The 24,018-nt window shown below is 61.3% G+C and carries 22 protein-coding genes and 1 tRNA gene; 11 read left to right on the forward strand and 12 right to left on the reverse strand.

Annotated features, from left to right (window positions below):
* Positions 1-2: 2 nt before the first annotated feature.
* The 3 genes from sufC to H0482_RS01300 form a co-directional block, all read right to left on the reverse strand.
* Entirely contained in the window at positions 3-764 is a 762-nt protein-coding gene (sufC, locus tag H0482_RS01290; protein ID WP_193728223.1) for a Fe-S cluster assembly ATPase SufC, read from the reverse strand.
* 60 nt (positions 765-824) lie between these two features.
* Positions 825-2,354: a Fe-S cluster assembly protein SufB gene (gene sufB / locus H0482_RS01295; protein ID WP_193728224.1), complete on the reverse strand. Its 1,530-nt coding sequence runs from the start codon at positions 2,352-2,354 to the stop codon at positions 825-827.
* A gap of 131 nt (positions 2,355-2,485) precedes the next feature.
* Entirely contained in the window at positions 2,486-3,631 is a 1,146-nt protein-coding gene (locus H0482_RS01300; RefSeq protein ID WP_193728225.1) for a cysteine desulfurase family protein, read from the reverse strand.
* A gap of 383 nt (positions 3,632-4,014) precedes the next feature.
* On the opposite strand from H0482_RS01300, the gene H0482_RS01305 reads away from it, so the two are divergent.
* Positions 4,015-4,677, forward strand: coding sequence for an alpha/beta hydrolase (locus tag H0482_RS01305; protein ID WP_193728226.1), 663 nt, complete (start codon positions 4,015-4,017; stop codon positions 4,675-4,677).
* Positions 4,678-4,807: 130 nt separating this feature from the next.
* Positions 4,808-6,052 carry a tyrosine--tRNA ligase gene (gene tyrS / locus H0482_RS01310; protein WP_193728227.1) on the forward strand — a complete coding sequence of 415 codons (1,245 nt, stop codon included), beginning with the start codon at positions 4,808-4,810 and terminating at the stop codon, positions 6,050-6,052.
* A gap of 181 nt (positions 6,053-6,233) precedes the next feature.
* On the opposite strand, the gene H0482_RS01315 is transcribed toward tyrS, so the two are convergent.
* Entirely contained in the window at positions 6,234-9,716 is a 3,483-nt protein-coding gene (locus H0482_RS01315) for a hypothetical protein (protein ID WP_193728228.1), read from the reverse strand.
* Positions 9,717-9,951: 235 nt separating this feature from the next.
* Between H0482_RS01315 and H0482_RS01320 the strand changes: the two genes are divergently transcribed.
* Positions 9,952-10,425 (forward strand): peroxiredoxin, encoded by a 474-nt coding sequence (locus tag H0482_RS01320; protein WP_193728229.1) that lies wholly within the window; start codon positions 9,952-9,954, stop codon positions 10,423-10,425.
* Positions 10,426-10,499: 74 nt separating this feature from the next.
* On the forward strand, positions 10,500-11,639 hold the full coding sequence (locus H0482_RS01325) for a M23 family metallopeptidase (RefSeq protein ID WP_193728230.1): 1,140 nt from the start codon (positions 10,500-10,502) through the stop codon (positions 11,637-11,639).
* Between the two features lie 102 nt (positions 11,640-11,741).
* Here the strand turns inward: H0482_RS01325 and prfB are convergent.
* A protein-coding gene (gene prfB / locus H0482_RS01330) for a peptide chain release factor 2 (protein WP_193728231.1) occupies positions 11,742-12,867 on the reverse strand; the annotation gives its coding sequence in 2 pieces (ribosomal slippage) (positions 11,742-12,797 and positions 12,799-12,867; 1,125 coding nt in all).
* Positions 12,868-12,938: 71 nt separating this feature from the next.
* The gene (locus H0482_RS01335) at positions 12,939-13,439 is read right to left on the reverse strand and encodes a peptide deformylase (protein ID WP_193728232.1); all 501 of its coding nucleotides are present in this window, start codon (positions 13,437-13,439) and stop codon (positions 12,939-12,941) included.
* A 76-nt stretch (positions 13,440-13,515) separates the two neighbouring features.
* Between H0482_RS01335 and H0482_RS01340 the strand changes: the two genes are divergently transcribed.
* Positions 13,516-13,592, forward strand: a tRNA-Arg gene (locus H0482_RS01340).
* A gap of 12 nt (positions 13,593-13,604) precedes the next feature.
* Here the strand turns inward: H0482_RS01340 and H0482_RS01345 are convergent.
* The 4 genes from H0482_RS01345 to H0482_RS01360 all read right to left on the reverse strand — a co-directional run bounded on the left by H0482_RS01345 (position 13,605) and on the right by H0482_RS01360 (position 18,846).
* Positions 13,605-14,588 carry a carbohydrate kinase family protein gene (locus H0482_RS01345; RefSeq protein ID WP_193728233.1) on the reverse strand — a complete coding sequence of 328 codons (984 nt, stop codon included), beginning with the start codon at positions 14,586-14,588 and terminating at the stop codon, positions 13,605-13,607.
* Between the two features lie 69 nt (positions 14,589-14,657).
* Entirely contained in the window at positions 14,658-15,545 is an 888-nt protein-coding gene (locus tag H0482_RS01350; RefSeq protein WP_193728234.1) for a siderophore-interacting protein, read from the reverse strand.
* On the reverse strand, positions 15,542-17,284 hold the full coding sequence (locus tag H0482_RS01355) for an ABC transporter ATP-binding protein (RefSeq protein WP_193728235.1): 1,743 nt from the start codon (positions 17,282-17,284) through the stop codon (positions 15,542-15,544). The genes H0482_RS01350 and H0482_RS01355 overlap by 4 nt, the downstream gene beginning before the upstream one ends.
* Before the next feature lie 98 nt (positions 17,285-17,382).
* On the reverse strand, positions 17,383-18,846 hold the full coding sequence (locus H0482_RS01360) for a sensor histidine kinase (RefSeq protein ID WP_193728236.1): 1,464 nt from the start codon (positions 18,844-18,846) through the stop codon (positions 17,383-17,385).
* A gap of 291 nt (positions 18,847-19,137) precedes the next feature.
* Here H0482_RS01360 and H0482_RS01365 point away from each other — a divergent pair, with 291 nt between their 5' ends.
* Positions 19,138-19,614 carry a CAP domain-containing protein gene (locus tag H0482_RS01365; protein ID WP_193728237.1) on the forward strand — a complete coding sequence of 159 codons (477 nt, stop codon included), beginning with the start codon at positions 19,138-19,140 and terminating at the stop codon, positions 19,612-19,614.
* Positions 19,604-19,834 carry a sulfurtransferase TusA family protein gene (locus H0482_RS01370; RefSeq protein WP_210319051.1) on the forward strand — a complete coding sequence of 77 codons (231 nt, stop codon included), beginning with the start codon at positions 19,604-19,606 and terminating at the stop codon, positions 19,832-19,834. The genes H0482_RS01365 and H0482_RS01370 overlap by 11 nt, the downstream gene beginning before the upstream one ends.
* A 4-nt stretch (positions 19,835-19,838) precedes the next feature.
* On the opposite strand, the gene H0482_RS01375 is transcribed toward H0482_RS01370, so the two are convergent.
* Positions 19,839-21,005, reverse strand: a complete 1,167-nt coding sequence (locus H0482_RS01375) for a D-alanyl-D-alanine carboxypeptidase family protein (RefSeq protein ID WP_193728238.1) — start codon at positions 21,003-21,005, stop codon at positions 19,839-19,841.
* Positions 21,006-21,161: 156 nt separating this feature from the next.
* Between H0482_RS01375 and H0482_RS01380 the strand changes: the two genes are divergently transcribed.
* Both H0482_RS01380 and H0482_RS01385 read left to right on the forward strand, forming a co-directional pair.
* Positions 21,162-21,731, forward strand: a complete 570-nt coding sequence (locus H0482_RS01380; RefSeq protein WP_193728239.1) for a DJ-1/PfpI family protein — start codon at positions 21,162-21,164, stop codon at positions 21,729-21,731.
* 117 nt (positions 21,732-21,848) lie between these two features.
* Positions 21,849-22,265 (forward strand): winged helix-turn-helix transcriptional regulator, encoded by a 417-nt coding sequence (locus H0482_RS01385; protein WP_193728240.1) that lies wholly within the window; start codon positions 21,849-21,851, stop codon positions 22,263-22,265.
* Between the two features lie 12 nt (positions 22,266-22,277).
* On the opposite strand, the gene H0482_RS01390 is transcribed toward H0482_RS01385, so the two are convergent.
* Entirely contained in the window at positions 22,278-23,174 is an 897-nt protein-coding gene (locus H0482_RS01390) for a division plane positioning ATPase MipZ (protein WP_210319052.1), read from the reverse strand.
* A gap of 226 nt (positions 23,175-23,400) precedes the next feature.
* On the opposite strand from H0482_RS01390, the gene H0482_RS01395 reads away from it, so the two are divergent.
* Positions 23,401-23,553 carry a hypothetical protein gene (locus H0482_RS01395; protein ID WP_193728241.1) on the forward strand — a complete coding sequence of 51 codons (153 nt, stop codon included), beginning with the start codon at positions 23,401-23,403 and terminating at the stop codon, positions 23,551-23,553.
* Positions 23,554-23,753: 200 nt separating this feature from the next.
* Positions 23,754-23,903: a DUF1127 domain-containing protein gene (locus tag H0482_RS01400; RefSeq protein WP_193728242.1), complete on the forward strand. Its 150-nt coding sequence runs from the start codon at positions 23,754-23,756 to the stop codon at positions 23,901-23,903.
* Positions 23,904-24,018: the final 115 nt, after the last annotated feature.

Consider the following 24,018-nt stretch of genomic DNA (forward strand, 5'->3'; position numbering starts at 1 on the left):
GGTCAGGCCGCCTGACCGTCGTAATCGGCATAGCCCTTGGCTTCGAGCTTGAGCGCCAGATCCTTGTCGCCGCTCTCCACGATCCGGCCGTCGGAGAAGACGTGAACGACATCGGGGACGATGTGGTTCAACAGGCGCTGATAGTGGGTGATGACCAGCATGGAGCGCTGACCGTCGCGCAACGCGTTGACGCCCTTGGAAACGACCTGGAGCGCGTCGATGTCGAGACCGGAATCGGTTTCGTCCAGCACCGCGAGGGCGGGCTTGAGCAGCGCCATTTGCAGGATCTCGGCGCGCTTCTTCTCGCCACCGGAAAAGCCGACATTGAGCGGGCGCTTGAGCATGTCGCTGTCGATATTGAGCTGGGCTCCGGCTTCCTTGACGGCGCGCATGAAGTCGGGCGTCGAAATCTCGCTCTCGCCCCGTGCCTTGCGCTGCGAATTGATGGCAGCCTTGAGGAAGGTCATGGTCGCGACGCCGGGAATTTCGATCGGATATTGGAAGGCGAGGAAGACGCCGGCGGCGGCGCGCTCATCGGGCTCCATCTCAAGGATGGATTCGCCATTGAGCAGGATTTCGCCCTCGGTGATCTCGTAGTCTTCCTTGCCGGCCAGTACATAGGACAGCGTGGACTTGCCCGAGCCGTTGCGGCCCATGATGGCATGGACTTCGCCGGGCGGGATGATGAGGTTCACACCCTTGAGGATTTCGCGATCCTCGATACGGGCATGCAGATTGCGGATTTCAAGAACGGGAGTGGTCATTTCGTTTCTCCTGGTCCCGGGGTCGCGTCAGCGCCGCCCGGTAAGTGAATTGTTACGGGTTTAGCCGACGCTGCCTTCGAGGCTGATCGAAATCAGTTTCTGGGTTTCAACCATGAATTCCATCGGCAGGTGCTGAAGCACGTCGCGGACGAAGCCATTGACGATCAGAGCCACGGCTTCCTCTTCGTTGAGCCCGCGCTGACGGCAATAGAACATCTGATCGTCGGAAATCTTGGACGTGGTCGCCTCGTGCTCGAACACGGCGGTGCCGTTACGGCTTTCGATATAGGGGACCGTGTGCGCCCCGCATTTGTCCCCGATCAACAAGCTGTCGCATTGGGTGAAATTGCGGGCGTTTTTCGCCTTGGCATGGGCCGAAACCTGGCCGCGATACGTATTGTCCGAGAAGCCGGCGGCGATGCCCTTGGCGATGATGCGGCTGGACGTGTTCTTGCCCAGATGGATCATCTTGGTGCCGCTATCGACCTGCTGATGGCCGTTGGAGATGGCGATGGAATAGAATTCGCCACGCGAGCCGTCGCCGCGCAGGATGCAGCTCGGATATTTCCAGGTGATGGCCGAGCCGGTCTCCACCTGGGTCCAGGAAATGTGCGAATTGACGCCCCGGCAATCGCCGCGCTTGGTGACGAAATTGTAGATGCCGCCCTTGCCGTCCTTGTCGCCCGGATACCAGTTCTGGACAGTGGAATACTTGATCTCGGCATTGTCGAGGGCGACCAGTTCCACCACGGCGGCGTGCAGCTGGTTCTCATCGCGGGTCGGCGCGGTGCAGCCTTCGAGATAGGACACGTAGGAATCATCTTCGGCGATGATCAGCGTCCGCTCGAACTGGCCGGTATTCTTCTCGTTGATGCGGAAATAGGTCGACAGCTCCATCGGGCAACGGACGCCCTTGGGGATGTAGACGAACGAACCATCGGTGAAGACCGCCGAATTGAGCGTGGCGTAGTAATTGTCGGAGACCGGAACCACCGAGCCGAGATATTTCTTCACCAGCTCGGGATGCTCACGCACCGCTTCAGAGATGGAGCAGAAGATGATGCCGACCTTGGCCAGTTCCTCGCGGAACGTAGTGATGACCGAGACGGAATCGAACACGGCATCGACGGCGACATTGGCGCCGAACGGCGTGCCCACCGATTCCGCCGCGCCCTGAACGCCGGCCAGGATCGCCTGTTCCTTGAGCGGAATGCCGAGCTTTTCATAGGTGCGGAGCAGTTCGGGATCGACTTCGTCGAGGCTCATCGGGCCTTTGACGCTCTTGGGCGCCGCATAATAGCTGATCGCCTGCAGATCGATCTTTGGATAATGCAGCTTGGCCCAGTTCGGCTCTTCCATGGTCTGGAAACGGCGGAACGCGTCGAGACGCCATTCCAGCATCCATTCCGGCTCGTCTTTCTTGGCGGAAATCAGGCGGACGGTATCCTCGTTGAGGCCAATCGGGGCCACATAGGATTCGATGTCGGTCTCGAAGCCGTATTTATACTTGTCCACATCGAGCGCCAGAACCTGCTCGACGGTTTCCCGGTCGATCTCTTCCTTGAGAGTTGGAATATCGTAGTCCGCCATGAGGCTCTCCTTTGTGCTCATCGGCGGTTCAAGGCCGCCGCGAACGAATTCTCTTCTAGCGCTTCCGAACCGGAAAACCGGTGTCCACTTTCAGTGTCCACCTTTCCTGGAAGCGCCCCGTGTCCGGCCTGTCAGGCCGCCTGTCCTGCCCGCTTGTGGCGGGCAAGAAGTGTTTCAAATCCGGTGAGAAACGCATCGGCGTCCTCACGCGTCGAATTCCAGCCGAAGCTGACGCGCAGCGCGCATTCGCACAACGCCTTATCGACCCCCATCGCGGCAAGCACATGGCTGGGGCCGACCTTGCCCGAGGAACAGGCGGAGCCCGAGGAGACCGAAAGGCCCATCAGGTCCAGCCCCATCATTGCAATGGCATTGCCGAGGCCGGGCACGGCGAAATTGACCACATTGCCAATCCGCTCCGCCTGCTCGCCGAAAATGACCATTTCCGGCACCATGGCCCTAAGGCCGGTTTCCACGCGCTGTGTCAGCGCAGTCGTGGCCGCGCTATCGAAACTGTTGGCCTCGGCGGCCGCGCCGAAGGCGGCGATAAACGCCGTGGATTCGGTGCCGCCGCGACGGCCCTGTTCCTGCCCACCACCGGGGATGAGCCGGACGATGTCAGCATGGCCCTTGACCAGCAGGGCGCCAATGCCGGCAGGAGCGCCGATCTTATGGCCGCTTATGGCCATCATATCGGGTGCCGAAGCGGCAAAATCGAGAGGCAGCTTGCCGCAGGCCTGCACCGCATCGACAAACAGCGTGTGGCGAGTGGCGCCGACCATGGCATTGATGCGGGCCATGGGCTGCACGATGCCGGTCTCGTTGTTGACCCAGTGGACCGCTACCAGCAGCGTTACGCCCTTCTCGTCGGCGCGGCGCAGGATTTCGGCCAATTGATCAAGATCAATGCGCCCTTGCCCATCCAGGCCGATAGTCCATAAAGGCAGGCCCGTGGCCTCCGCCGCCTTGATGACGGCGGCGTGTTCCCCTGCGGACATGGCGATGGCCCCGGACGAAAACGCTTTCGCGCCGCCGACAATCGCCTGGGTGATCGCTTCGGTGGCCGAGCCGGTGAAGACAACCTGGCGGGTTTCCGCCCCGGCAAGGCGCGCCACGCGCTGACGGCCGGTTTCGATGACATCACGCAGCGCCCGTCCATGCGCATGGACGGACGATGGATTGCCGTGGAGATCGAGCGCGGCAAGCAGAGCCGCCCTCGCCTCGGGACGAAGCGGGGACGCGGCATTGTGATCAAGATAGACCGCCGGTCTCGTCATCTTACCTTGGCGCCGGACGTTCCGATGACTTCGGACCCGGCGCTCCACTTTCCTGTTTTCGCAGCGTCACCAGCAGAAAAACGTTGCCAATTTTTCCGCACAATGCTGTTGGCGCATGCGCGCCTGTCATGTCTTATATGCCCGGCCCGAGGCGATACCGCCCCGCGAAAGCCAAACACTTCTTGAAATTCTGAGCGCAACTTCATTACAAGGGGCGCTCAAGCTGGCCGTCACACAGCCAGAAACACGTTTTGAACAATTCTAAACTGGTGTTTCGGACCCATGTTTTATGGAGAGCACGGCGCTTAGTCAAGCGTCGCACACCGCTTTCCCGAGGCCCGAATGACCATTGTGATAAAGCCTGAAAGGCCGGAAACAAACCTATGCCTGAAGTGATCTTCAATGGCCCGGAAGGGCGCCTCGAAGGCCGGTACCAGCCGGGCAAGGAACCCAATGCGCCGGTGGCCATCGTGCTGCATCCGCATCCGCAATTCGGCGGGACGATGAACAACCAGATCGTCTATAATCTGTTCTACATGTTCGCCGAGCGCGGCTTCTCCGTGCTGCGTTTCAATTCGCGCGGCGTCGGCCGCAGCCAGGGCGTGTTCGACCACGGGATCGGCGAGCTGAGCGACGCTGCTTCGGCACTGGACTGGCTTCAGACCATCAACCGCGAGTCGCGCGGCTGCTGGATCGCCGGCTTCTCCTTCGGCGCCTGGATCGGCATGCAATTGCTGATGCGCCGCCCGGAAGTGGAAGGCTTCATCTCGGTGTCCCCGCCCGAAAATCTCTATGATTTCTCGTTCCTGGCCCCCTGCCCCTCCTCTGGCCTGATCATCCATGGCGACAAGGACCGCGTGGCTCCGCCCTCGTCGGTCCAGAAGCTGGTGGACAAGCTCAAGACCCAGAAGGGCATCACCATCGAGCAGCAGATCGTGGATGGCGCCAACCATTTCTATGAAGGCAAGATCGACGAATTGACGACGCGCTGCGCCGAATATCTCGACCGTCGCCGTCAGGAGATCGCGGACGGCGGCGGGCGCTGAATTAGCAGCGCATTGAGGCGATCGTCCTCAACCCGGAAGATTGCCGCAAGCCGCAATCTCCGTTCTGAATAGTGACGAACCAGTGGGCCTCCGCATTGTCGGGCGCCCGCTGGATCGAATGGATCGCACAATGACCAAATTCAAATCCGACTTCCTCCGCACGCTCGACGAGCGCGGCTATATCCATCAAATCTCCGACCCCGAAGGGCTCGACAAGCTGGCCTCCGAGGGCCAGATCACGGCCTATATCGGCTATGACCCGACCGCGGCCAGCCTGCATGTGGGCCATCTCACCCAGATCATGATGCTGCACTGGTTGCAGGCCACCGGCCATCGCCCCATCGCGCTGATGGGCGGCGGCACCGGCATGATCGGCGACCCCAGCTTCAAGGACGAGGCGCGCAAGCTGCTCGGCGTCGAAGGCATCAAGGACAATATCGAAGGCATCAAGGCCAAATTCGGCAATTTCCTCAAATTCGAGGATGCCGGCGGCAATGGCATCATGGCCAACAATGCCGATTGGCTGCTGGGGCTCAATTATGTCGAGTTCCTGCGCGATGTGGGCCAGCATTTTTCGGTCAATCGCATGCTGAGCTTTGACTCGGTAAAGCTGCGCATCGACCGCGAGCAGTCGCTGAGCTTCCTCGAATTCAACTACATGATCCTGCAGGCCTATGACTTCGTGGAGCTGAACAAGCGCTACGATTGCGTCTTGCAAATGGGCGGCTCGGACCAATGGGGCAATATCGTCAACGGCATCGACCTCGGGCACCGCATGCTCGGCAAGCAATTCTATGCCCTGACCTCGCCGCTTCTGACCACCTCGTCCGGCCAGAAAATGGGCAAGTCGCTCGGCGGAGCCATGTGGCTCAATGCCGACATGATGAGCGTATATGATTTCTGGCAATATTGGCGCAACACCGAGGATGCGGACGTCGAGCGCTTCATGAAGCTCTTCACCACGCTGCCGCTCGACGAAATCGCTCGGGTTGCAGCGGGCGACATCAATGAGGCCAAGAAACGCCTGGCCACCGAAGTCACAGCTTTGGTGCATGGCCGTTCGGCGGCCGACGAGGCAGCGGAAACGGCGCGTGCCACTTTCGAGACCGGCGCCATCGACCTGTCCTTGCCCACGGCCGAAGTCACCCATGCCGAACTCAATGCCGGCATCGGTGTGCTCAATGCGCTGGTCAAGGTGGGTCTTGCCACATCGAACGGCGAAGCACGGCGGCACGTGGCCTCGGGCGCGGTGCGCGTGAACGATGCGGTCATCGACGACGACAAGCTGAGCCTCGCCGAAAACGCCCTTCTGCCCGAAGGGGTGATCAAGCTCTCGGTGGGCAAGAAGCGCCACGCGCTGATCAAGCCGGCTTAGGCTTTCTCGTCATTGCCCGGCCCACTGGTCGCTTCGCGCCCGGGGATAAACTTGTCCGGGCAATCCATTTCGCCGAAACAATGTATGGGCCACCCGGATAAACCGGGTGGTGACGATCTGGAGGGATTGGCTTAGTCAGTTCCGGCAGTTTGAAAGGGCGTTGCGTGTGCAGCGCCCTTTTCTATTGCGCGACCGGCACCGCGCGGGAACGGAATTCGAACAGCTCGCGCAGGAAGCCGGGAGCGAGAATCGAGAGGGGGTTGACCAGGAATTGCGGCTGGTTGAGCGGGCCGCGCACCGCGAAGGTGACGCCGACCAGCCCCTCGCCGTCGCGCCCGCCGAGCAGCGGACCCAGAAGCGGAATCTGGCTGAACATGTTGTTGAGCCCGAACAGGGGCACATAGGTGCCGACAAGGTCATATTGGCGGCTGCCGGTATGGATGAAGCCGCGCAGCGTACCGCCCACCACATCACCGGCCAGAACCGCATTGGTGACTTCCACGCTTTCCTCGCGGCGGATGAAATCCACCTGGCCCGCGTCGAAATCCAGCCGGTTCCGGGCCGCGATCGCCGCGCGGGAATCGGAGTGGTTCCCCAGGATCTGGACGACATTGGCTTCGTCCACGATGGCGAAATCGCGCATGATGAGCTGGCCGACCTCCTGATCCCGATTGCGGTCGGTGGTCATGACCAGACTGCCAGAGCCGCCCGCCAGTTGGGAATAGATGCCGAGGAGCCGCAGCACCGTGCCCGCATCGTTGAATGCCATGACCAGCGAACGGCCATTGGGCGCGGGATTGGTGGTGATGGAGAGCGCATTGCCCTCGCCGAACTGGGTGGAGAGTGCCGCGCGGCTGAGCTGGGTGCCGCGCAGCAGCAGGTCGAGATCGAGGTTGAACGCGGTGGTCGCGTAATAGCCCACGGCCCGATCAAGCTCCACATCGAGCGCTATGGGCGCACTGAACTGAGTGCTCTGCACCCCGCCACTGCCCTCGCCCAGACTGAAGAAGCGGCCGAGTACCGGCTTAAGATCGAGCTGGCGCCCCCTGATCCGCACGGAATAGCCGCCATCCATCGGTGCGAGACTGACGCTGGCATTGTCACCGCTGCTCAGCGCGAAATTGTCAAAATTGGCTGAGACCAGGCCGTTCTTGGCGTGGAAATCGAGCTTGCCCTCCAGCCGGACATCGCCGAAGGCCAGGGCGATCTCCTCGAGATGGGTGACTTCGCCATCCGGACGGATCGTGGCATTGAGACTGCCCGGCGTGCCGCGCGCCTTGGAGATGCCGAGATCGCGTATATTGAGGCCCGCCTGCTGAAGATCGATAGATATCTGCATTGCGTCGCCGGCGAGCGGCTGGGCCACGAAGCGTACCTGACCGCTGGCGAATTGGGAAACATCGAAGCCCATGGATGCGAGGCCAGCGACATCCATCGTTGAGGCCAGGCGGAAAACCGGCTCGGTTTCCGGCGTTCCCTCAATCGCCACTTCGGCAACCATGCCGTCAATCTCGGCAGTGCCGCCGAGCTGATAGCCCAGTTGCGAGGCGGAAAAGGCCAATTGTCCATTGCCGATCTTGCGCCCCTGGATCGGCTCCGTGCTGGCGAAATCGCTGACCTTGCCGTTGGCCACGTAATCGAGCTTCATCTCCCGGCCCGTTGTCTCGTCGGCCAGCGCGATGGTGGCGACAAGGTCGAGATTGATCTTGCCGGCAAGACTCGCCGGATCAATGGGCAAGTCCACGCTGCTCAGCGCGTCGGGCTGCTGTTCCTCGACCAGCGCCAGCAGAGCCGGAATAGGCGCATCGAGATTGCCCGAAATTTCGACAATGCTCTCACCGGGCACCGAATTGTCCATCACCAAAGCCGGATTGTTGACGGCGATGATTCCAGCCCTGGTTTCGAGCGTGCCGCCACCTCCGGCGACCGACATGCTCACGTCGCTGACATGCAGTCGCGTTTCCCCGGCGATGATTATGGGCGACATGGCCGGAGTCGGCTTGACGGCCACCTCCTCCCCGACGATGTCGATCTGCATGCTGTCCTTGGGAATAGGCCGGGTTTCATCGCCAATGGCCATGGAGCCGACCGGGAAATTGAAGGCGAGATGCGCATTCTTGACCCGACCATCGGTGACATTGGCGACGAACCAGTCGCGGCTTTCTCCGCCCATGATATAGGGCCAGAGCCGCTTGACGTCGTCGGCACTGACCCCGTGCCCGGCAATGTTCATATTGATGCCAAGGCCATCCTGAACCAGGTCGAGCCTGCCCGCCGTTTCTACCAGCGCATCGCCCTTCTGCGCGACAAGCCGGTCAATCCCGACCGCGCCGTAGAGAGGCGCCGACCAGCCGGAAAACTCGACGTCTTCAAAGGGCTGTTCGGGCTCCTCCATGTCGTTGGGATGGATGAATACATCGCGCGCCCGCAGCGACATGCCGATGGTGGGGCCGTATTTCGGATCGAGCCCCATGGCAAAGACACCAGCCACCCGCGCCCGACTCTGGCCGATCTGCAAGGCGCCTTCCTTCATCTCGAACTGCCCCTTGGAAGGAATCCATGAGACATCGAGAATGGAACTGGCAACCGGGAAATAATCGTCGGCCAGGCGCAGATCGATGCCGGTGAGGTCGATCTTGAAATCGCCGCCGATCAGCTTGCCCTCTTCGGGCGTGAAGGTGACGTCGATGGAGATGGCCCCTGCGCCGCGCATCGCGGCCAGACTGTCCTTATCGTCCATGAACGGCAGGAAGGCCGCGAAATCAAGATTGGTGACGTCAGCCTGAAGCCGGCGCGTACCATCGTCATCGATGGACCGCTCCACCGAGCCGAACACATTGCGCCCGCCGATCACGGCCGAGAAATTGCCCTCCGTGCGCCTGCTGCCCGGCACCGGCCCGATCTCGAGCGAGACATTGGTGAACTGGCGGAACAGGCCATAAAGCGGGTCGGCCATGTCGACATGGCCGCCGCGGATCACCAGCCGCGAAAACAGTCCGCGCGCCGTCTGCTCCACCAGATCGGCAAGCGCCACCTCGCTGGCCTCCAGATTATAGACCAGCCAGTCATTGTCCGAGCGCATTGGCGGCGCATCCCCGGCGGCAAAGGAAATCCCTGACGTCGAGATGTCGACGGCAGGAAAGGCATCGTCCCCTTCCAGAACCCGTATGGTGGGCGGCGCGCCATCCAAGCTTTCGGTAATCTCGATATTGGCGGGGCGCGGCCCGTAAAGATCCTGAACGATCTGGATATGCGGGCCGACGATGGCGATCGTTGTGCCCGGTTGCCCGAACAGCGCCCGCGACGGCGAAAAGCCGATTTCCAGCGCCTCCATGGCGACGCGCGCACCCGATTTGTGGTCGAGATATTCAACCGGAGCGAAACGCAGGACCGGCCAAATGCCCCGTTCCAGCGCCAGCGCCATGTCGCCCATGGTCAGTTCGGCCGTCTCGGGAAGGAACGACTGAACGAAATTGCGGATGGCCGGACCGGTAAACGGCAGGCGGACTGGTGTAATCAGCAGCACGACATAGAGCACGAGCAGCAGCGCGCACGGGATGCCGACGAACCAGACGGCAATCTTGGCGGCCCGCCGCGCCGGCGTCCGCGCCGGCGGGGGAGACGAAGACTCCGTCTTGTCTGTCAGAATCGTCGCTTCGGTCACGTGTCGCCATGCCAGAGAGGCAGATCAGGTCTGGTCCGCACAGAATCATCCGCACCATGCGGTCCATTGCTGGATGATACCGGCTGGATTGTGACGCCGACACCCTGAACAGCATCGGGGGGCCTTTGTTGCGGGAAAATGTGCAAATTCGCCGGGGTATCCGCATCGAACGGCGAGCGAGGTCGCAAATGACGGCGAAAGTCATTATGCCGGTGGGTAGAACAGGATGGCGTCGATGACCGATCTCAAGCCGGGCGATCCGGCCCCCCAATTCACCCTGCAATGCGACGACGGCACCGAAGTCAGTGCCGCCAGCCTCAAGGGCCGACCGGCGGTACTGTACTTCTATCCGCAGGACGATTCGGGCGGTTGCGTCGATGAAAACCTGGAATTTTCAGCCCTGGCTCCGGATTTTGCCGCGCGCGGCGCCACCTTGATCGGCATATCCCCTGACGACATGGACAGTCATCGCAAATTCCGCGCCAAATATGGTCTGGTCGTGCCGCTGGGCGCTGACCCAGATCTGACCACCATTGAAGCATTCGGCCTGTGGCAGCTCAAAAAGCTCTATGGACGCGAATTCATGGGCCTCATCCGCACCAGTTTCATCATCGACGCCGATGGCAAGATCGCCCGGATCATCCGCGCCACCCGCATCAAAGGCCACGCCGCAAAAGTGCTGGCGGCGCTCGACGAAGTCATCGCTTAGGCGGGACGTTTCCGGCTTTCTTAACCAAAGCCCTCCATACTCCGCTAACCATGTTCGTGCGTGTGGGGAGTTGTATGCGTCAGTCAGCCAGCTTTGGCAGCCGGGACTACAAGGATGCTCCGCCCCCGCGCAAAGGCATCCACCCTGCCCTGTTCTACGCCATGTTCGCCCTGCTGCTCGGCGGCAATGCTCTGACCGGCACTGCCCTGCTCATGGCGCCCGACATCGCCCGACTGATGGGCGGGCAGAATGACCTCGTGGTCGCCGCCTATGAGGACAGGCTGGCGCAGATGCGGGTGGAAATCGACCGGTTGCATTCGCGCTCCTATGCGCAGACGGGCGACATCAATCTGCAATTGCAGGAATTGTCCCAGCAACAGGACGTGCTGCTGGAGCAGCACCAATTGGTGCGCGCACTGGTGGACAAGGCCGACCGGCTCGGTCTGGCCGACATCGATGTGACGATGAGCAGCCCCGACGATCTGGCTGCCGCCACTACGCCCAACGGCAATCCTGACATAGCGGCCACGGCGGAAAACGTGGCCCGGATGATGGACGAAACGGCGCAGGCGATGACCGGCATTGCCATTGCCGCCACTGCGCGAACTGACAGCATTGTCAGCGAATTGAGCAAACTCGGCATCGCCACTGCAATGCCGGACGGCGCCTTGACCGGCATGGGGGGCCCGCTGCTGGCCGCGTCGGGCAGCGTGGAAAGCGCCGCCCTGGTCGATGACGCCAATGCGGTGATGGACGCCCTGCTGCGCTACAAGGCGGCGCGCGACAGCCTGACGCTGGCGCCGGTGCACATGCCCATTTCCGGCAATTTCCGGCAAAGCTCCGGCTTCGGCAATCGCAAGGATCCCTTTACCGGCGGCAGAGCCTTTCACTCGGGGCTGGATTTTGCGGCCGCCACCGGCACTAATGTCTTCAGCGCCGCCGATGGTGTGGTGAGTTTCGTGGGCGAAAGGTCAGGATATGGCAAGGTGGTGGAGATCAGCCATGGCAATGGCCTTGTGACCCGCTACACCCATCTCAGCTCCTATCTGGCCAAGTCCGGCCAGACGGTCAGCACCGGCACCCCGATCGCCAAGGTCGGCACGACCGGCCGCTCCACTGGCCCCCACCTGCATTTCGAAGTGCGGCGCGGCGACGAGGCTCTCGATCCTCGACCGTTTCTTGAAGCCGGGAAACGCCTGCTGGCAATCCTCTAGGCGCGCCAACGGCCATTCAGCCCGGCTCATCCGGATGCTCCATTTTTCGTCACCGCCTGGCGTAGCCGCACGGTGACGAAAAATGGCAGGTCGGCGGCGAAATCAGGACTCTGATTCTACATCCGTCGCCACGCCGACGCGCTGCGCCAGGGCAGCTTCCATGAACTCGTCGAGATCACCGTCCAGCACCACCGAGGGCTGGCCGCTTTCGACGCCGGTGCGCAAATCCTTGACCATCTGATAGGGTTGCAGGACGTAGGAGCGGATCTGGTGGCCCCAGCCGATGTCGGTCTTGTTGGCTGCCTGCGCATTGGCGGCCTCTTCGCGCTTCTGCAACTCGGCCTCGTAAAGACGCGATTTCAGCATGGCCATGGCCGTCGCACGGTTCTTGTGCTGGCTACGCTCCTGCTGGCAGGCCACGATGATCCCGGAGGGAATATGGGTGATGCGGATGGCCGAGTCGGTGGTGTTGACGTGCTGCCCGCCCGCGCCCGAGGAGCGATAGGTATCGACCTTGAGATCGGCTTCGCGGATTTCGATGTCGATGGAATCATCGACCACCGGATAGACCCAGCAGCTCGAAAAGCTGGTATGGCGGCGCGCCGCTGAATCATAGGGCGAGATGCGCACCAGCCGGTGAACCCCGCTCTCGGTCTTCAGCCAGCCATAGGCATTGTGGCCGGAAACCTGAATGGTGGCGGACTTGATGCCGGCTTCGTCGCCGTCATGCATTTCCAGCACCTGCACCTTGAATTTGCGACGTTCGGCCCAGCGGGTATACATGCGGAGCAGCATGTTGGCCCAATCCTGGCTTTCGGTGCCGCCGGCGCCGGAATGGATTTCGACATAGCAATCGTTGGCGTCCACCTCGCCCGAGAGCAGGGTCTCGATCTGGGTGCGCCGGGCCATGGCCTTGAGTTCGATCAGGGCGTTCTCGGCGTCGCGCACAATGGCTTCGTCGCCCTCGGCCTCGCCAAGTTCGATCAGTTCGGTATTGTCGCTAATGCCCGTTTCCAGCTCGCGCACCGTCTTGACGGCCACATCAAGCTCGTCACGCTCGCGCATGGTGACGCGGGCCTTGTCCGGGTCGCTCCAGAATTCGGGCGATTCAGTCTGCGCGTTTAGCGCATCGAGACGGAGTTGTGCTGTATCCCAGTCAAAGATGCCTCCTCAGCAGGGTCAGAACCTGCTCGATTTCGGCAACGGTCTTTTCAATTTCCGTGCGCATTGTCGTTCCTTTTTTGCTGCGCTCCGTTTAGCGGAGGCGCGCGGACGGATCAACCGGCAGCCTCACTTGCCTCAACGCGAAAGTTTCCGGTATCGCCGCAGCGCCGCGTCGCGCTTGAGCCGGGAAAGCCTGTCGAGAAAGAACATCCCGTTCATCTGGTCGATCTCATGCTGCGCCACACGCGCGGTAAAACCGGATAATTCAGTGTTTTGGCTCTCGCCCTCGGCGTCCTCATAGGTGACGAATATCGATATGGCCCGCGAAATGTCGGCCTCAACGCCCGGCAAGGACACTGAGCCTTCAGGCCCCATGACGGTCTGAGCCGAAAGGCTCAGGATCTGCGGATTGAAGAGCAGGTGATAATCCCGCCCCTCCTCCGGCCCGAAACTGACCACCGCCACGGGCTCCGCCTCACCGATATGGCTTGCGGCCAGGCCATAGGCGCGATGGTGTTGCGCGGTAGCGAGAAGACGCCTGCCAATGGCAACAAGCGCCTCATCGAGCGGGCGTGGATTGGCGCGCAGGGACAAAACCGGAGCGGGATATAGAACAATGTCGGCAGGCTGGGTCATGCGCCCAGCTAGCGCGAAATCCGCCACACCGCATAGCTTGAATATTGGCTTCGGCACTGCTAGGTCGGTGCCGGCTGGTCCCGTAGCTCAGCAGGATAGAGCGCAGGATTCCTAATCCTGAGGCCACTGGTTCGAATCCAGTCGGGATCACCAAGTTCTCACACCTCAAGCATCTAGTACCATCGAATTCAGCGGGCCGTTCTGGACGATCTTGGTGCGCGCCAGCAGGAAGCCGCGACGGGCGGCCGTGAGCGGGTCATTCGCATGAGTGGCAAAATGCCAGAGGAAGCCGCCGCAGAAGGTGTCGCCGGCACCATTGGCGTCGACAATAGCGGGCGGCAATGGCGTGTCCGGCAAGGTCTTTTGCTCCAGGGCGCCATCGCCCATGTCCTCGTAGACCGTCGCGCCGAGATGGGTGCGGGCGACGATCAGCCGCCGCGACGGCGCGAGCCGCGCGGCCAGTGAGGCCGTGGTATCGTGCCCGCCCATATGCGCGAATTCCTCGCTATTGAGGTGCAGGATATTGGTTTGCGCGAGCAGCAGCGTAAGATTTTCGCCGCCGGGCAATATCCAGGCGGCGCCGGGATCGAGCGACACCAGAAGGCCGGGATTGAGCTGCCGGGCGCGGGAAAGCACAGTTGCAATCAGCGCTGGCGCTTTCGGGTGGAGATAAGAGGTTACGTGTACGAGGTCGCAACGGGCGATGCCGACCGCCAGTTTTTCGCTCTCACGCGCAAGAAAATCAGCGATGCCGGCATTGGCGCCGCTCGCCGTGAGCAAGGTGCGACCGCCGCTTTCCACCATGGCGAGGCAGGTCGCGGGCGGCGATGCGCTTTGTTCCACACCATCGACATCCACCTGCCAGCCGCGCAGCGCCTCAAGGTGCGGATAGGCGTCGCCTACCGCGCCGGCAATGCCGAAAAATGCCAGTTCGAGGGGGTTCTCCGCACGATTGAGAAACGCGGCGATGCGGGCGGCGTTGAAGGCCGAGCCGCCCAGATATTCTGCGGCGCCCAGGCCGAGCAATCGCTCCACCCCATGCTTCGCGATGGCATCGGGCACCGCGCTTTCCATCAATGCCGCCGCCCCTGGCGCGAGATCGGGTAATATCAGGGCGCCCGGAATGGCCGCCACAAGATCGCGATTCATCGCCCCGAAAAAACCCAATCTTTTCATAGGCGAGTGGTAGCGTTTGCGATCTTGGGCCGCAAGACGGGTTCAGAGGCCGTATTGTTCCAGCGTCGCGTAATATTCGTCGCGCAGTTCTTCCATGTCGCGCCCCGATGACCAGGAGGCGTCGATACTGGCCCGAACCGCCTCAGGCAGGTTCTTCCAGCGCTGCTCCCAGGCTTCACTTTCCTGTATCCAATAGGCGACCAGCTCATAACGCTCCGGCGGCAGCTTCAATTCCTGGCGAACATGCTTGCGTATGGCGCGGATGGCCTTCTGCTCGCCCGCCGCCCAGATATAGCCGGGAGTCAAAGGTAGCGGCATGGCCTTGACCACATCGGCCATGCGGCTTGGCGCGACGCCATTGCCGCTGCGGTGCAGCCAGGTGACGGTCGCAAATTCATGATGCGGCAGCGCCTGTTCGTGTTCGGCCGTGGCGATTTCGACAAAGACGCGCGATTGCACCTGTTTTGGTGTCTGTTCAAGGATGCGCGCCAGGGCTGGCAGGCCGGTGGCGTCGGCCACCAGCAATTGCCAGACAATATCGGCGGGCGGCGCATAGAGACCACGCGGGCGATTGACAATGATTGCATCGCCCGGCTGCGCCCTCTGCGCCCAGTCGCTGGCCACACCGCCCTCATGGACGACGAAATCGATGTCGATTTCGCCGCGAGCAGCATGGTGTTGGCGCACGGTATAGGTCGAGCAATGGATAACGTCCTGCCCCTCGGGATAGGTCCAGCGGCCATCCTCGGAAATGACGGGAAGGTGGAGACGACCGGTTCCGGCATCGGGAAAGAACAGGCGCAGATATTCGTCGGGTAGGCCGGTTCCGGGAAAGTCGGTCAGTCCGTCCCAGCCGAAGGAGAGCCGGATCATCCCGGGGGTCAGAACCCGGCGGTCAAGAACCCTGGCCTCGAAGAACATCGCACTCATCCGGTCTGGCCCGGAAAGGCAAGGCCACCAAATTGGGCCCTGTGCAGATGCGCATAGGCCCCATCCCGCGACAAGAGCAGGTCGTGCGAGCCCTCTTCGACAATGCCGGTTTCATCGACAACCACGATGCGGTCGGCATGCTGAATGGTGGCGAGGCGATGGGCGATGACCAAAGTGGTACGCCCGCGCGACAATTCCGCCAGCGATTGCTGGATCGCCAGTTCGGTCGCGGTATCGAGGGCCGAGGTGGCCTCGTCCAGCACCAGGATCGGCGGGTTTTTGAGGAATATGCGGGCAATGGCGACGCGCTGCTTCTGGCCGCCCGAGAGCTTGACGCCTCGTTCCCCCACCAAAGTATCGAGCCCATTGGGCAGGCGGGCGATGACATTTTCGAGCCGCGCCTGGCGGACGGCGTCCATGATCTCCGCGTCGCTGGCGTCGAGGCGGCCATAGGAAATGTTGTCGCGCAGCGTGCCGCCAAACAGGAAGACATCCTGCTGCACGATGCCGATCTGGTTGCGCAGGCTGGCCTGCGTCATGTCGCGAATGTCGATGCCGTCAATTGTGATCGCGCCGCCATCGATCTCGTAAAATCGCGGCAGCAGCGCGCAAAGCGTGGTCTTGCCGGCGCCGGACGGACCGACAATGGCGACAGTTTCGCCCGGCGAGACGGCCAGATTCAGCCCGTCGATCACCTTGCGGCCACCGGGCTCATAGGAAAAACTCACGTCGCGGAACACGATGTCGCCGCGCAGATGCTCCACGACCCTGGCATCCGGGCGGTCGGCGATATCGGGCTCGGTGTCGATCAGATTGGTGAAACGGGTAAAGCCGGCAATGCCCTTCGGGTACATTTCCAACACCGTGGTGATCTGGTCGATGGGCTTCATGAAGACGTTGACCAGCAGCAGGAAGCTGACGAAACCGCCATAGGACAAGTCCCCAGCGGTGACGAGCCAGGCGCCGAACAGCATCACCGCCAACTGGACCAACCTGGTGCTGAGAAAGGTCACCACATTGCTGGCCGTCATCAGCGCATAGGCCCGCAGCTTGGTGACGCGATAGGCTTCGTTATTCCCTGCAAAGAGCTGTTCTTCGTGCCGCTCATTGGCGAAGGCCTTGACCACGCGGACGCCGCCGATCGAATCCTCGACGCGCGTATTGAAGTCCCCTACCCGGCCATAAAGCTCGCGCCAGTTCTTGTTCATGCGCGCGCCATAGGTGCTGACCAGCCAGGTCATGACCGGCACCAGCGTGACCGTGATCGCCGCCAATTGCCAATTGGTCATGAACATCAGCACAAAGGCGCCGAGAAAGGTCATGATGGCGAGGAACAGGTCTTCGGGACCGTGATGAGCGACCTCGCCAATGTCCTCAAGTCCCTTGGTCACATGGGTGATGAGGTGCCCCGTCTTCTGGTTGTCGAAGAAGCGGAAGCTGAGTTTCTGCAAATGGCTGAAGACCTGCCGGCGCATATCGGTTTCGATATGGATGCCCAGCATGTGGCCGAAATAATTGACCACCCCGCGCAGCACCGCCGTAAGGCAGTAAATGACCAGCAGCACGATACTGGTCAAAATGATCAGGCCGAAATCGTTCTGCGGCAGCAGCGTGTCGATGAAATAGGCCACGGCCAGCGGGAAGGCCAGTTCGAGAAGACCAGCCACGACGGCGCTGCCGAAATCCAGGGCGAACAGCCCCTTATAGGGTGCATAATAGGAAAAGAATCGTCTGAGCATTTTAACTTGACTGAATAGGTATCCTTATTCCAATGCCCGATTGGCCATCGCGCCACAAGTCCCAATAGCGGAATAAGCGCAATCATGGCGGATCCGCATCAGGCGAGGCCAGCATGGCCGGCCGACGCCAATGCCAGTTCCGCCTCGAACCGCGTGCCATCCTGATCGACATAGCGATAGGTGCCGCCCATCTGCGAGACAATGCCGCGAATGAGGCGCAGCCCCATGCTGGTCGGGGCGTCCGGCAGCACGCCAATGCCTGTGCCATTGTCCGCCACAACCAAAGAACAGCGGCCATTGCCCAGATCGCGCAGGGTAACGCTTATCGCGCCCCGCCGGCCATCGGCGAAGGCATATTTGAGCGTATTGGTGATCAACTCGCTCAACAGCAGCGATAGCGGCGTCGTATGATCTCGATCTACCGCCGCATGATCCACATCGTAGCGCAGATCGACGTCGGCCCCATAGGCCTGCACAACTTCCCCCGCCACGACCGGGACCAGGTCGTGAGCATCGATGTCCTCGTAACGGTCATGGCGGTAGATGTGCTCGTGCATGGCCGCCATGGCGCTAAGCCGGCTTTGCAGATCGATCTTCGCGCTGGCGGGAATGTCCTGCATCCGCACCAGCGATTGCACCGATTGCAGATTGTTCTTCACCCGATGGTGGATTTCGCGGAACAGCAGCACATTGGTGTCCTGCGCCGCCTCGAGTTCGGCACGGCGGCGGGCGTCGCGCCGCAGCAGAACCAGCACCCAGGCGCCAATGCCGAGAAGGGCAAGAACGATAGGGGTGACGGTGATCAGCAGCGCGATGATCACCCCGCGCAGCGTCTGCGAGGTGCCAATTGTGGCGATGGACGCCACGGCCAACATTTCGGTGCCGGGAACAGTCTGATAGCTCACCATCCGCGCCACCCCATCGACCGGCGAAGATTCGGAGAAATAGGTGCCGGACTCGCTCGCGGGCAGATGTTCGGTAATGAGCGGATGATCCGACAGATCAAGAGGCCGCTCCGGAGCGGGAAAGCGTGCCATCAATGCCCCGTCGCGGCGAACCAGACTGACGGTGGATTGCGGGTCCAGATCCAGCGACACCCAGAATGGCTGCAGCACAGAATCCGAGAATGAAACCATGATCGCCCCGGCGAATTGGCCGTTGCGGGTAACCCGTTTCGAAAATACGAAAATGGCCTCGCCGGTGATGCGGCTGACTATCATGTCAGACGTATAGAAGAGCCTGCCCTCACGCACGGCAGTGAAATATTCCCGATCGGATACATCGATCTCGGCCGCACCGGGCACGGTCGAGAACATGGTCCGGGCATTGGCATCGATGATATAGATGTCGATATCGGCGGGCAGGCCTTCGATAGCCGCCTGCAGCGCCGCCGGATCGCCGCTCATCTCGGGTCCGAGTGCGGCGTCGATGCGGCGCAGGGTCTGCTGTGCCACCTCCCCCAGCCAGCCGGCATTCGTGGCTACGATCTGGGCCGCCGCGCGCGAACGATCTTCGAGCCGGCTGCGCGCCTGATTGACGGCCTCGGAGATGAAATAGGTCAAAATAAAAGCGAAAACCGCTATGCTAAGTGAAAGAAATACGATGGCCACGCTCGTGGCACGCACCTCACGCCCGGCCCTCTTTGTGCCCCGTGCCAGACTGACCTCCCCAAAACTGCCCTTATTGCCCGGTTTGCTAGACTTGTGAGTCCAACCGCTGCACGTCCCCCAAACGCGCGAAATGGTAAAAGGCTCCCGCGATCACAAAAGGGGGAATTTGCCCCGCGTTAACGCCGGGGAAGCCGCAGGCTGCTAATGGAGCGGGAAACGGTTTCTCCCCCGAGAAGGACTATCATGAAACGACGCCCGATCCTGCTCTGCACCGCAATCGCCTCGGCGCTGCTTATGGCAGGTTGCTCTTCCATTGGTGGGGGCAGCAGCTCCGCCGGCGCGCTGGCGCCGGCCCTGTCAGCGCGCATGGACCAGCCCAACGCCACGCTCGACAGTGTGCAGGCCATCAACCTGGTCAATGCCTATCGCACCACCCAGAACATGCCCCCGCTCACCGCCGACGCGGGGCTCAACGGCACCGCGCAGGCATTGGCCAGCCAATATGCGCAGACCAATAATGCACCCACCAAACCGCAGGGCCTGGGACAGATGAAGCTGTCGGCAGGCTATTCGAGCTTCGCGGAAACCTTTTCAGGATGGCGCAACAACGCCGCCGACGCTATTGGCCTGGCGGCGCCCGGAACCAAGGCCGGCGTCGCCGTCGCCTTCAATCCCGCATCCAGCTTCGGCACCTATTGGGTTTTCGTGATTGGCAATTGAGCCCGAGATCATCGACGCCAGGGGGCTGAAATGCCCCCTACCCGTGCTGAAACTGGAGAAACGCCTTGTCAGCCTGGCGCAGGGCGCAGTGCTGATCGTCCTCGCCACCGACCCGATGGCGAAAGTGGACATACCGCTTCATTGCCGGCAGAACGGCCATGACTACACACTGGACGACGCCGAAGGTGTGCTCAGGTTTACAGTAACGAAGGCGCCGTAAAAGATCAGAGATCGGCCGGGCGCGGGCGCGGCATCGGCACATTGAGACCGCTGGCTGTCGTCAACCCAGGACGCAGCACATCCTCGATATTGGCGCTTTCCACGACCGCTGGAACTGGGGCCGAGAACATCGGAACATGCGTGGCCGGGCGCGGGCGCGGCAGCGCAATATTGTTGCGCACGCGGCCCAGGTCGACCGCCCGATATTCGCTCAGCACAATTTCGTCGGTCAGATAGCTAGGCTGCCCCTTGAGGCCGATCGGATAGGCCGCTTCCTGCGCCTTGACATAGTCGGCAGCCTCTTTGCCACAGATCATCTGCCGCATATCAGTGGGGGCGCCGCCGCTATTGGCCATGTTCAGAATTGTCTGGCCAGTGGGATTGGCACGGCCATTGAGGGCGTTGAGAAACAGTTCGGCCGCCCGCTCGTTCCGTTCACGCCCGGAGGAGCCACCCAGCACCACGGCCAGCAATTGCCGCCCGCCCCGATCCACCGTCGCCACCAGATTGAGCCCGGAGGCGCAGACATAGCCGGTCTTCATCCCGGTCGTGCCGGCAAAGCCTTCCAAGAGGCCATTATTGGACTCCATTCGCGTCTTGCCCAAGTTGACGACACCGGTGCCGAACATCGGCATATATTGAGGAAAGGTCTGTTCGATATAGAGGGAAAGCACCGCCAGATCGCGCGCGGTGGTGACCTGCGCCGGATCGTGCAGACCGTGCGAATTGACGAAATGGCTGCCCGTGAGGCCCATGCGGCGCGCCACATCGTTCATCTTGGCCACGAAAAGCTCTTCGCTGCCTCCAATTGTTTCGGCAATGGCGACGGCAACGTCGTTCGCCGATTTGACAATGAGGATGTAAAGCGCATCCTTGAGCGAAATGGATGAATCCACGGCAAGACCAGACTTGCTCGGCGCCTGATTGAACGCCTTGCGGGAAATGGTGACCGGGGTGTCGAGCGTCACATTGCCATTGGCGATTTCCTCGAACGCCACATAGGCGGTCATCAGCTTGGTCAGCGACGCGGGATGCCAGGAGGCGCCTGCCTCCTGCGCGTAAAGCACCTGCAGGTTCGAGCGGTCCACCAGCAGCAGCGGATTTGCCCAGGTGGGCACAAGGCTCAGCAACGCAAGCGACATGGCCAGGGCAAGACGGCGGACAAGGAACAAACCGGAAGACTCCGTGGCGGAAGTGGATCGGCGTTTCTCTTAACAGTGCCTTACTGCAAGCTCAAGGAAAGCGGCCGCGCCTGACGGCCATGTGAAGGTGCTGACATGAACTGTCGCCTCGCCAGCCGAGGATGCCGGAAAGAAACGGAGTTCTTGATGACCAGGATCGTCACCATCCTTACCCCCGGCTTTGCCGATTGGGAAACCGCGCTGCTCAATGCTGGCGCGCGCGAATATTATCGCATCGAAACCAGCTTCGCCTCTCCGGGCGGAGAAATGGTCACCTCGGCAGGCGGCTTGCGGGTCATGCCGCAGATGGCAATCGAGGAGATCGATGTCGATCAGATGGATGCCGTGCTGGTCAATGGAGGAACGATCTGGACGACGCCGGAAGCGCCGGACCTGGCTGATCTGTTGCGTTCCGCCTATGCAGCGGGCAAGAGCCTCGGCGGCATTTGCGATGGCGTTCTGGCCCTGGCGCGCGCCGGCCTGCTCGACGGAGTGTCCCATACGGCCAATGGCCCCGAAAGCCTGCCCGACACACTTTATGGCGGCAGCGCGCATTTCATCGCTTCACCCCGAGCCGTGCTGGACCGGCGGATCGCTACCGCCCCGGGCACCGCCCCCGTGAGCTTTATGAGTGCCGTGCTGGAATCGCTTGGCCTGCGCAATGGCGATCTGGACTTCTATCTGGGCCTTTACGGCGCCGAGCATCAGGCCACGTAGAGCAGTGTGCGCCCTCGGGCGCGCACCACGCTTTCTTCCCCTTCAGCGACAGGGCTGGTAACAAGAAGTAACTGTGTCTATATTTGTGCCTCAGTACCCACTTTAGGAAGCACAGACATGTCCTTGACCGACACATCCCAGGTCGCGAACTGCTCCGCCATGTCGGACGTCCTCAACCGGATTGGCGATAAATGGAGCGTTATGGTGGTCGGCATGCTCGGCCGCAACGGCACCTTGCGCTTCAATGAGTTGAAGCGAATGATCAATGGCGTGTCGCAGCGCATGCTGACGCTGACCCTGCGCAACCTTGAGCGCGACGGGCTGGTGACGCGCACCATCTACCCCGAAGTCCCGCCGCGCGTCGAATATGGCCTGACGGAGCTGGGCAAGACTTTGCAGGATCCGATTGCCGCTTTGTGGGATTGGTCGGCGGAAAACCACCACGCCATCATCGAAGCGCGGGCCATCTACGATTCACGGGCAAGCACGGTCGCGGCGGAAGAAGGCCGCAAGATTGCCTATGCGCGAGGCTGAACGCAGATAGCTTCAGGACTCGCTGCGTGCCATGAGGGCAAAGCGGCTGACCTCACCCGACGGACCGGCAAGCACGGCCCGCCGGGCCTCGCTGCGCTGTCTGTCCGGCAGGTTGAGCGCCCCGACCAGAGCCCGGTATTCCTGCCTTGCGCTCATGTGGGACATCGACGGCACCCCACCCAGCAGGTCATCGTCCAGCGGATCGAACACCGTCATGCCGGTCGCAAAGAGCGACCGGAAAATGACCCGCTCGGCAATACCATCGGCCACGCGACACCCCAGACGGGTCGCAATGCGTTCGAGCATGGTCTGTACCTGGCGCATATTGCGCGACGACAGCATGGAAATGCGGTTGCGCACCAATACCCAATCGATGTTGCGGCCATCGATCGACAGGCGTTCGGACCGAGCCCGCTGCACCAGCCGTGCGTAATGACTGAGATCCCGCGGCTCCCCGGTCACCTGATCGATCTGCGCCATGACACTGAGATCGATCAGGCTGTCATTGACCGGAGTGATCAGCGTATCGGCCAGTGAATGGGCAAGGCGGCTGAGATTGGTGTCGAAACCGGGGGTGTCGATGATGATGAAATCGGCTTTGCTCTCGACCTCGCCGATGGCTTGGCGAAACAGGTCGAACTCGATGCGATGGTTCTCCCGTACGGAGTCTCCCCGGGCCAGCGGCAGATGAAAATGCGTGGTGTGGGGAACGTTCAGTCCATGCGAACGGGCCCAGTCGCGGCGATTGCGGACATATTGGGTCAGCGTCTGCTGACGGCTGTCCGCATCGATCGAGGCGACCTTATGGCCTTGATACAAAAGGAAAATAGCCAAATGAAAGGCTGTGGTCGATTTACCCGACCCGCCTTTTTCATTACCGACGACAATGACATGCGCACCTTGCCGCAAGAACGAATCCCCAATTCAACTTCGTCCGGAGTGTGTTGCCTTGGGCCTTTCCGCACAAGAAAAATTGTGGCGAGCAGGGCGAAAAGCCGGGCGAACACCATGCCCCGTACGATGAATTTGCTATGCAGTCTGTGCATGTGGCACTTGACCAATGCGGCATATCGGGCGCGAGGAAAAAGATTCATCTTGGTGGCAATCCCAGCCTCTGAATTACAGGATCGTGCCCATGCTAGTCCGTGCCGTCTGGCAGTTGAAGCGCCTGGCCAATAGCCGGCGGGCAAGGCGGGAATTGCGCAAGCCCGCACCGCAGAACATTGATATTCTGGGGATCTCCAGCGCAGACTTCTCCTGGATGACCCATTCGCTTTTCGACCGCTGATATTTCGGCCGGCCGGCAAATCCCGCACCGGCCGCCGCGTCGCCGCCCGGCGGCCACATCTTTGCCGCAAGCATGAAGGGCAGATGAACGATTTCTGCCACCGGGTTGCGTGGGGCGCATAGCTTGTTTGATCAATTTCCATCTGCTCATTCACCAAGACTTCGCCTATCTTCCACACTGCAAGCGAAAGGAGAATTCAAATGGACATCCGCAAGACATTCAAGAAGTGGGCCGCCTATCAGCAGACCGTTCGTGAGCTCACCGCTCTCGACAATCGTCAGCTCAACGATCTCGGCATTTCCCGCACCGACATCAGCCGCATTGCTCGCGACCATGCCAGCAGCCTCTAATATATCCGGCGACAACACTGCAAACCGAACGCCCGCCTCTCACTGAGATGCGGGCGTTTTTCATTGTTTATTATTATCAGGCAATTGGCGCCGTTTCGCAGCTTTATCTGCATCC

The sequence above is a fragment of the Devosia faecipullorum genome, assembly GCF_015158295.1.
In the GTDB taxonomy this organism is placed as follows: Bacteria; Pseudomonadota; Alphaproteobacteria; order Rhizobiales; family Devosiaceae; genus Devosia; species Devosia faecipullorum.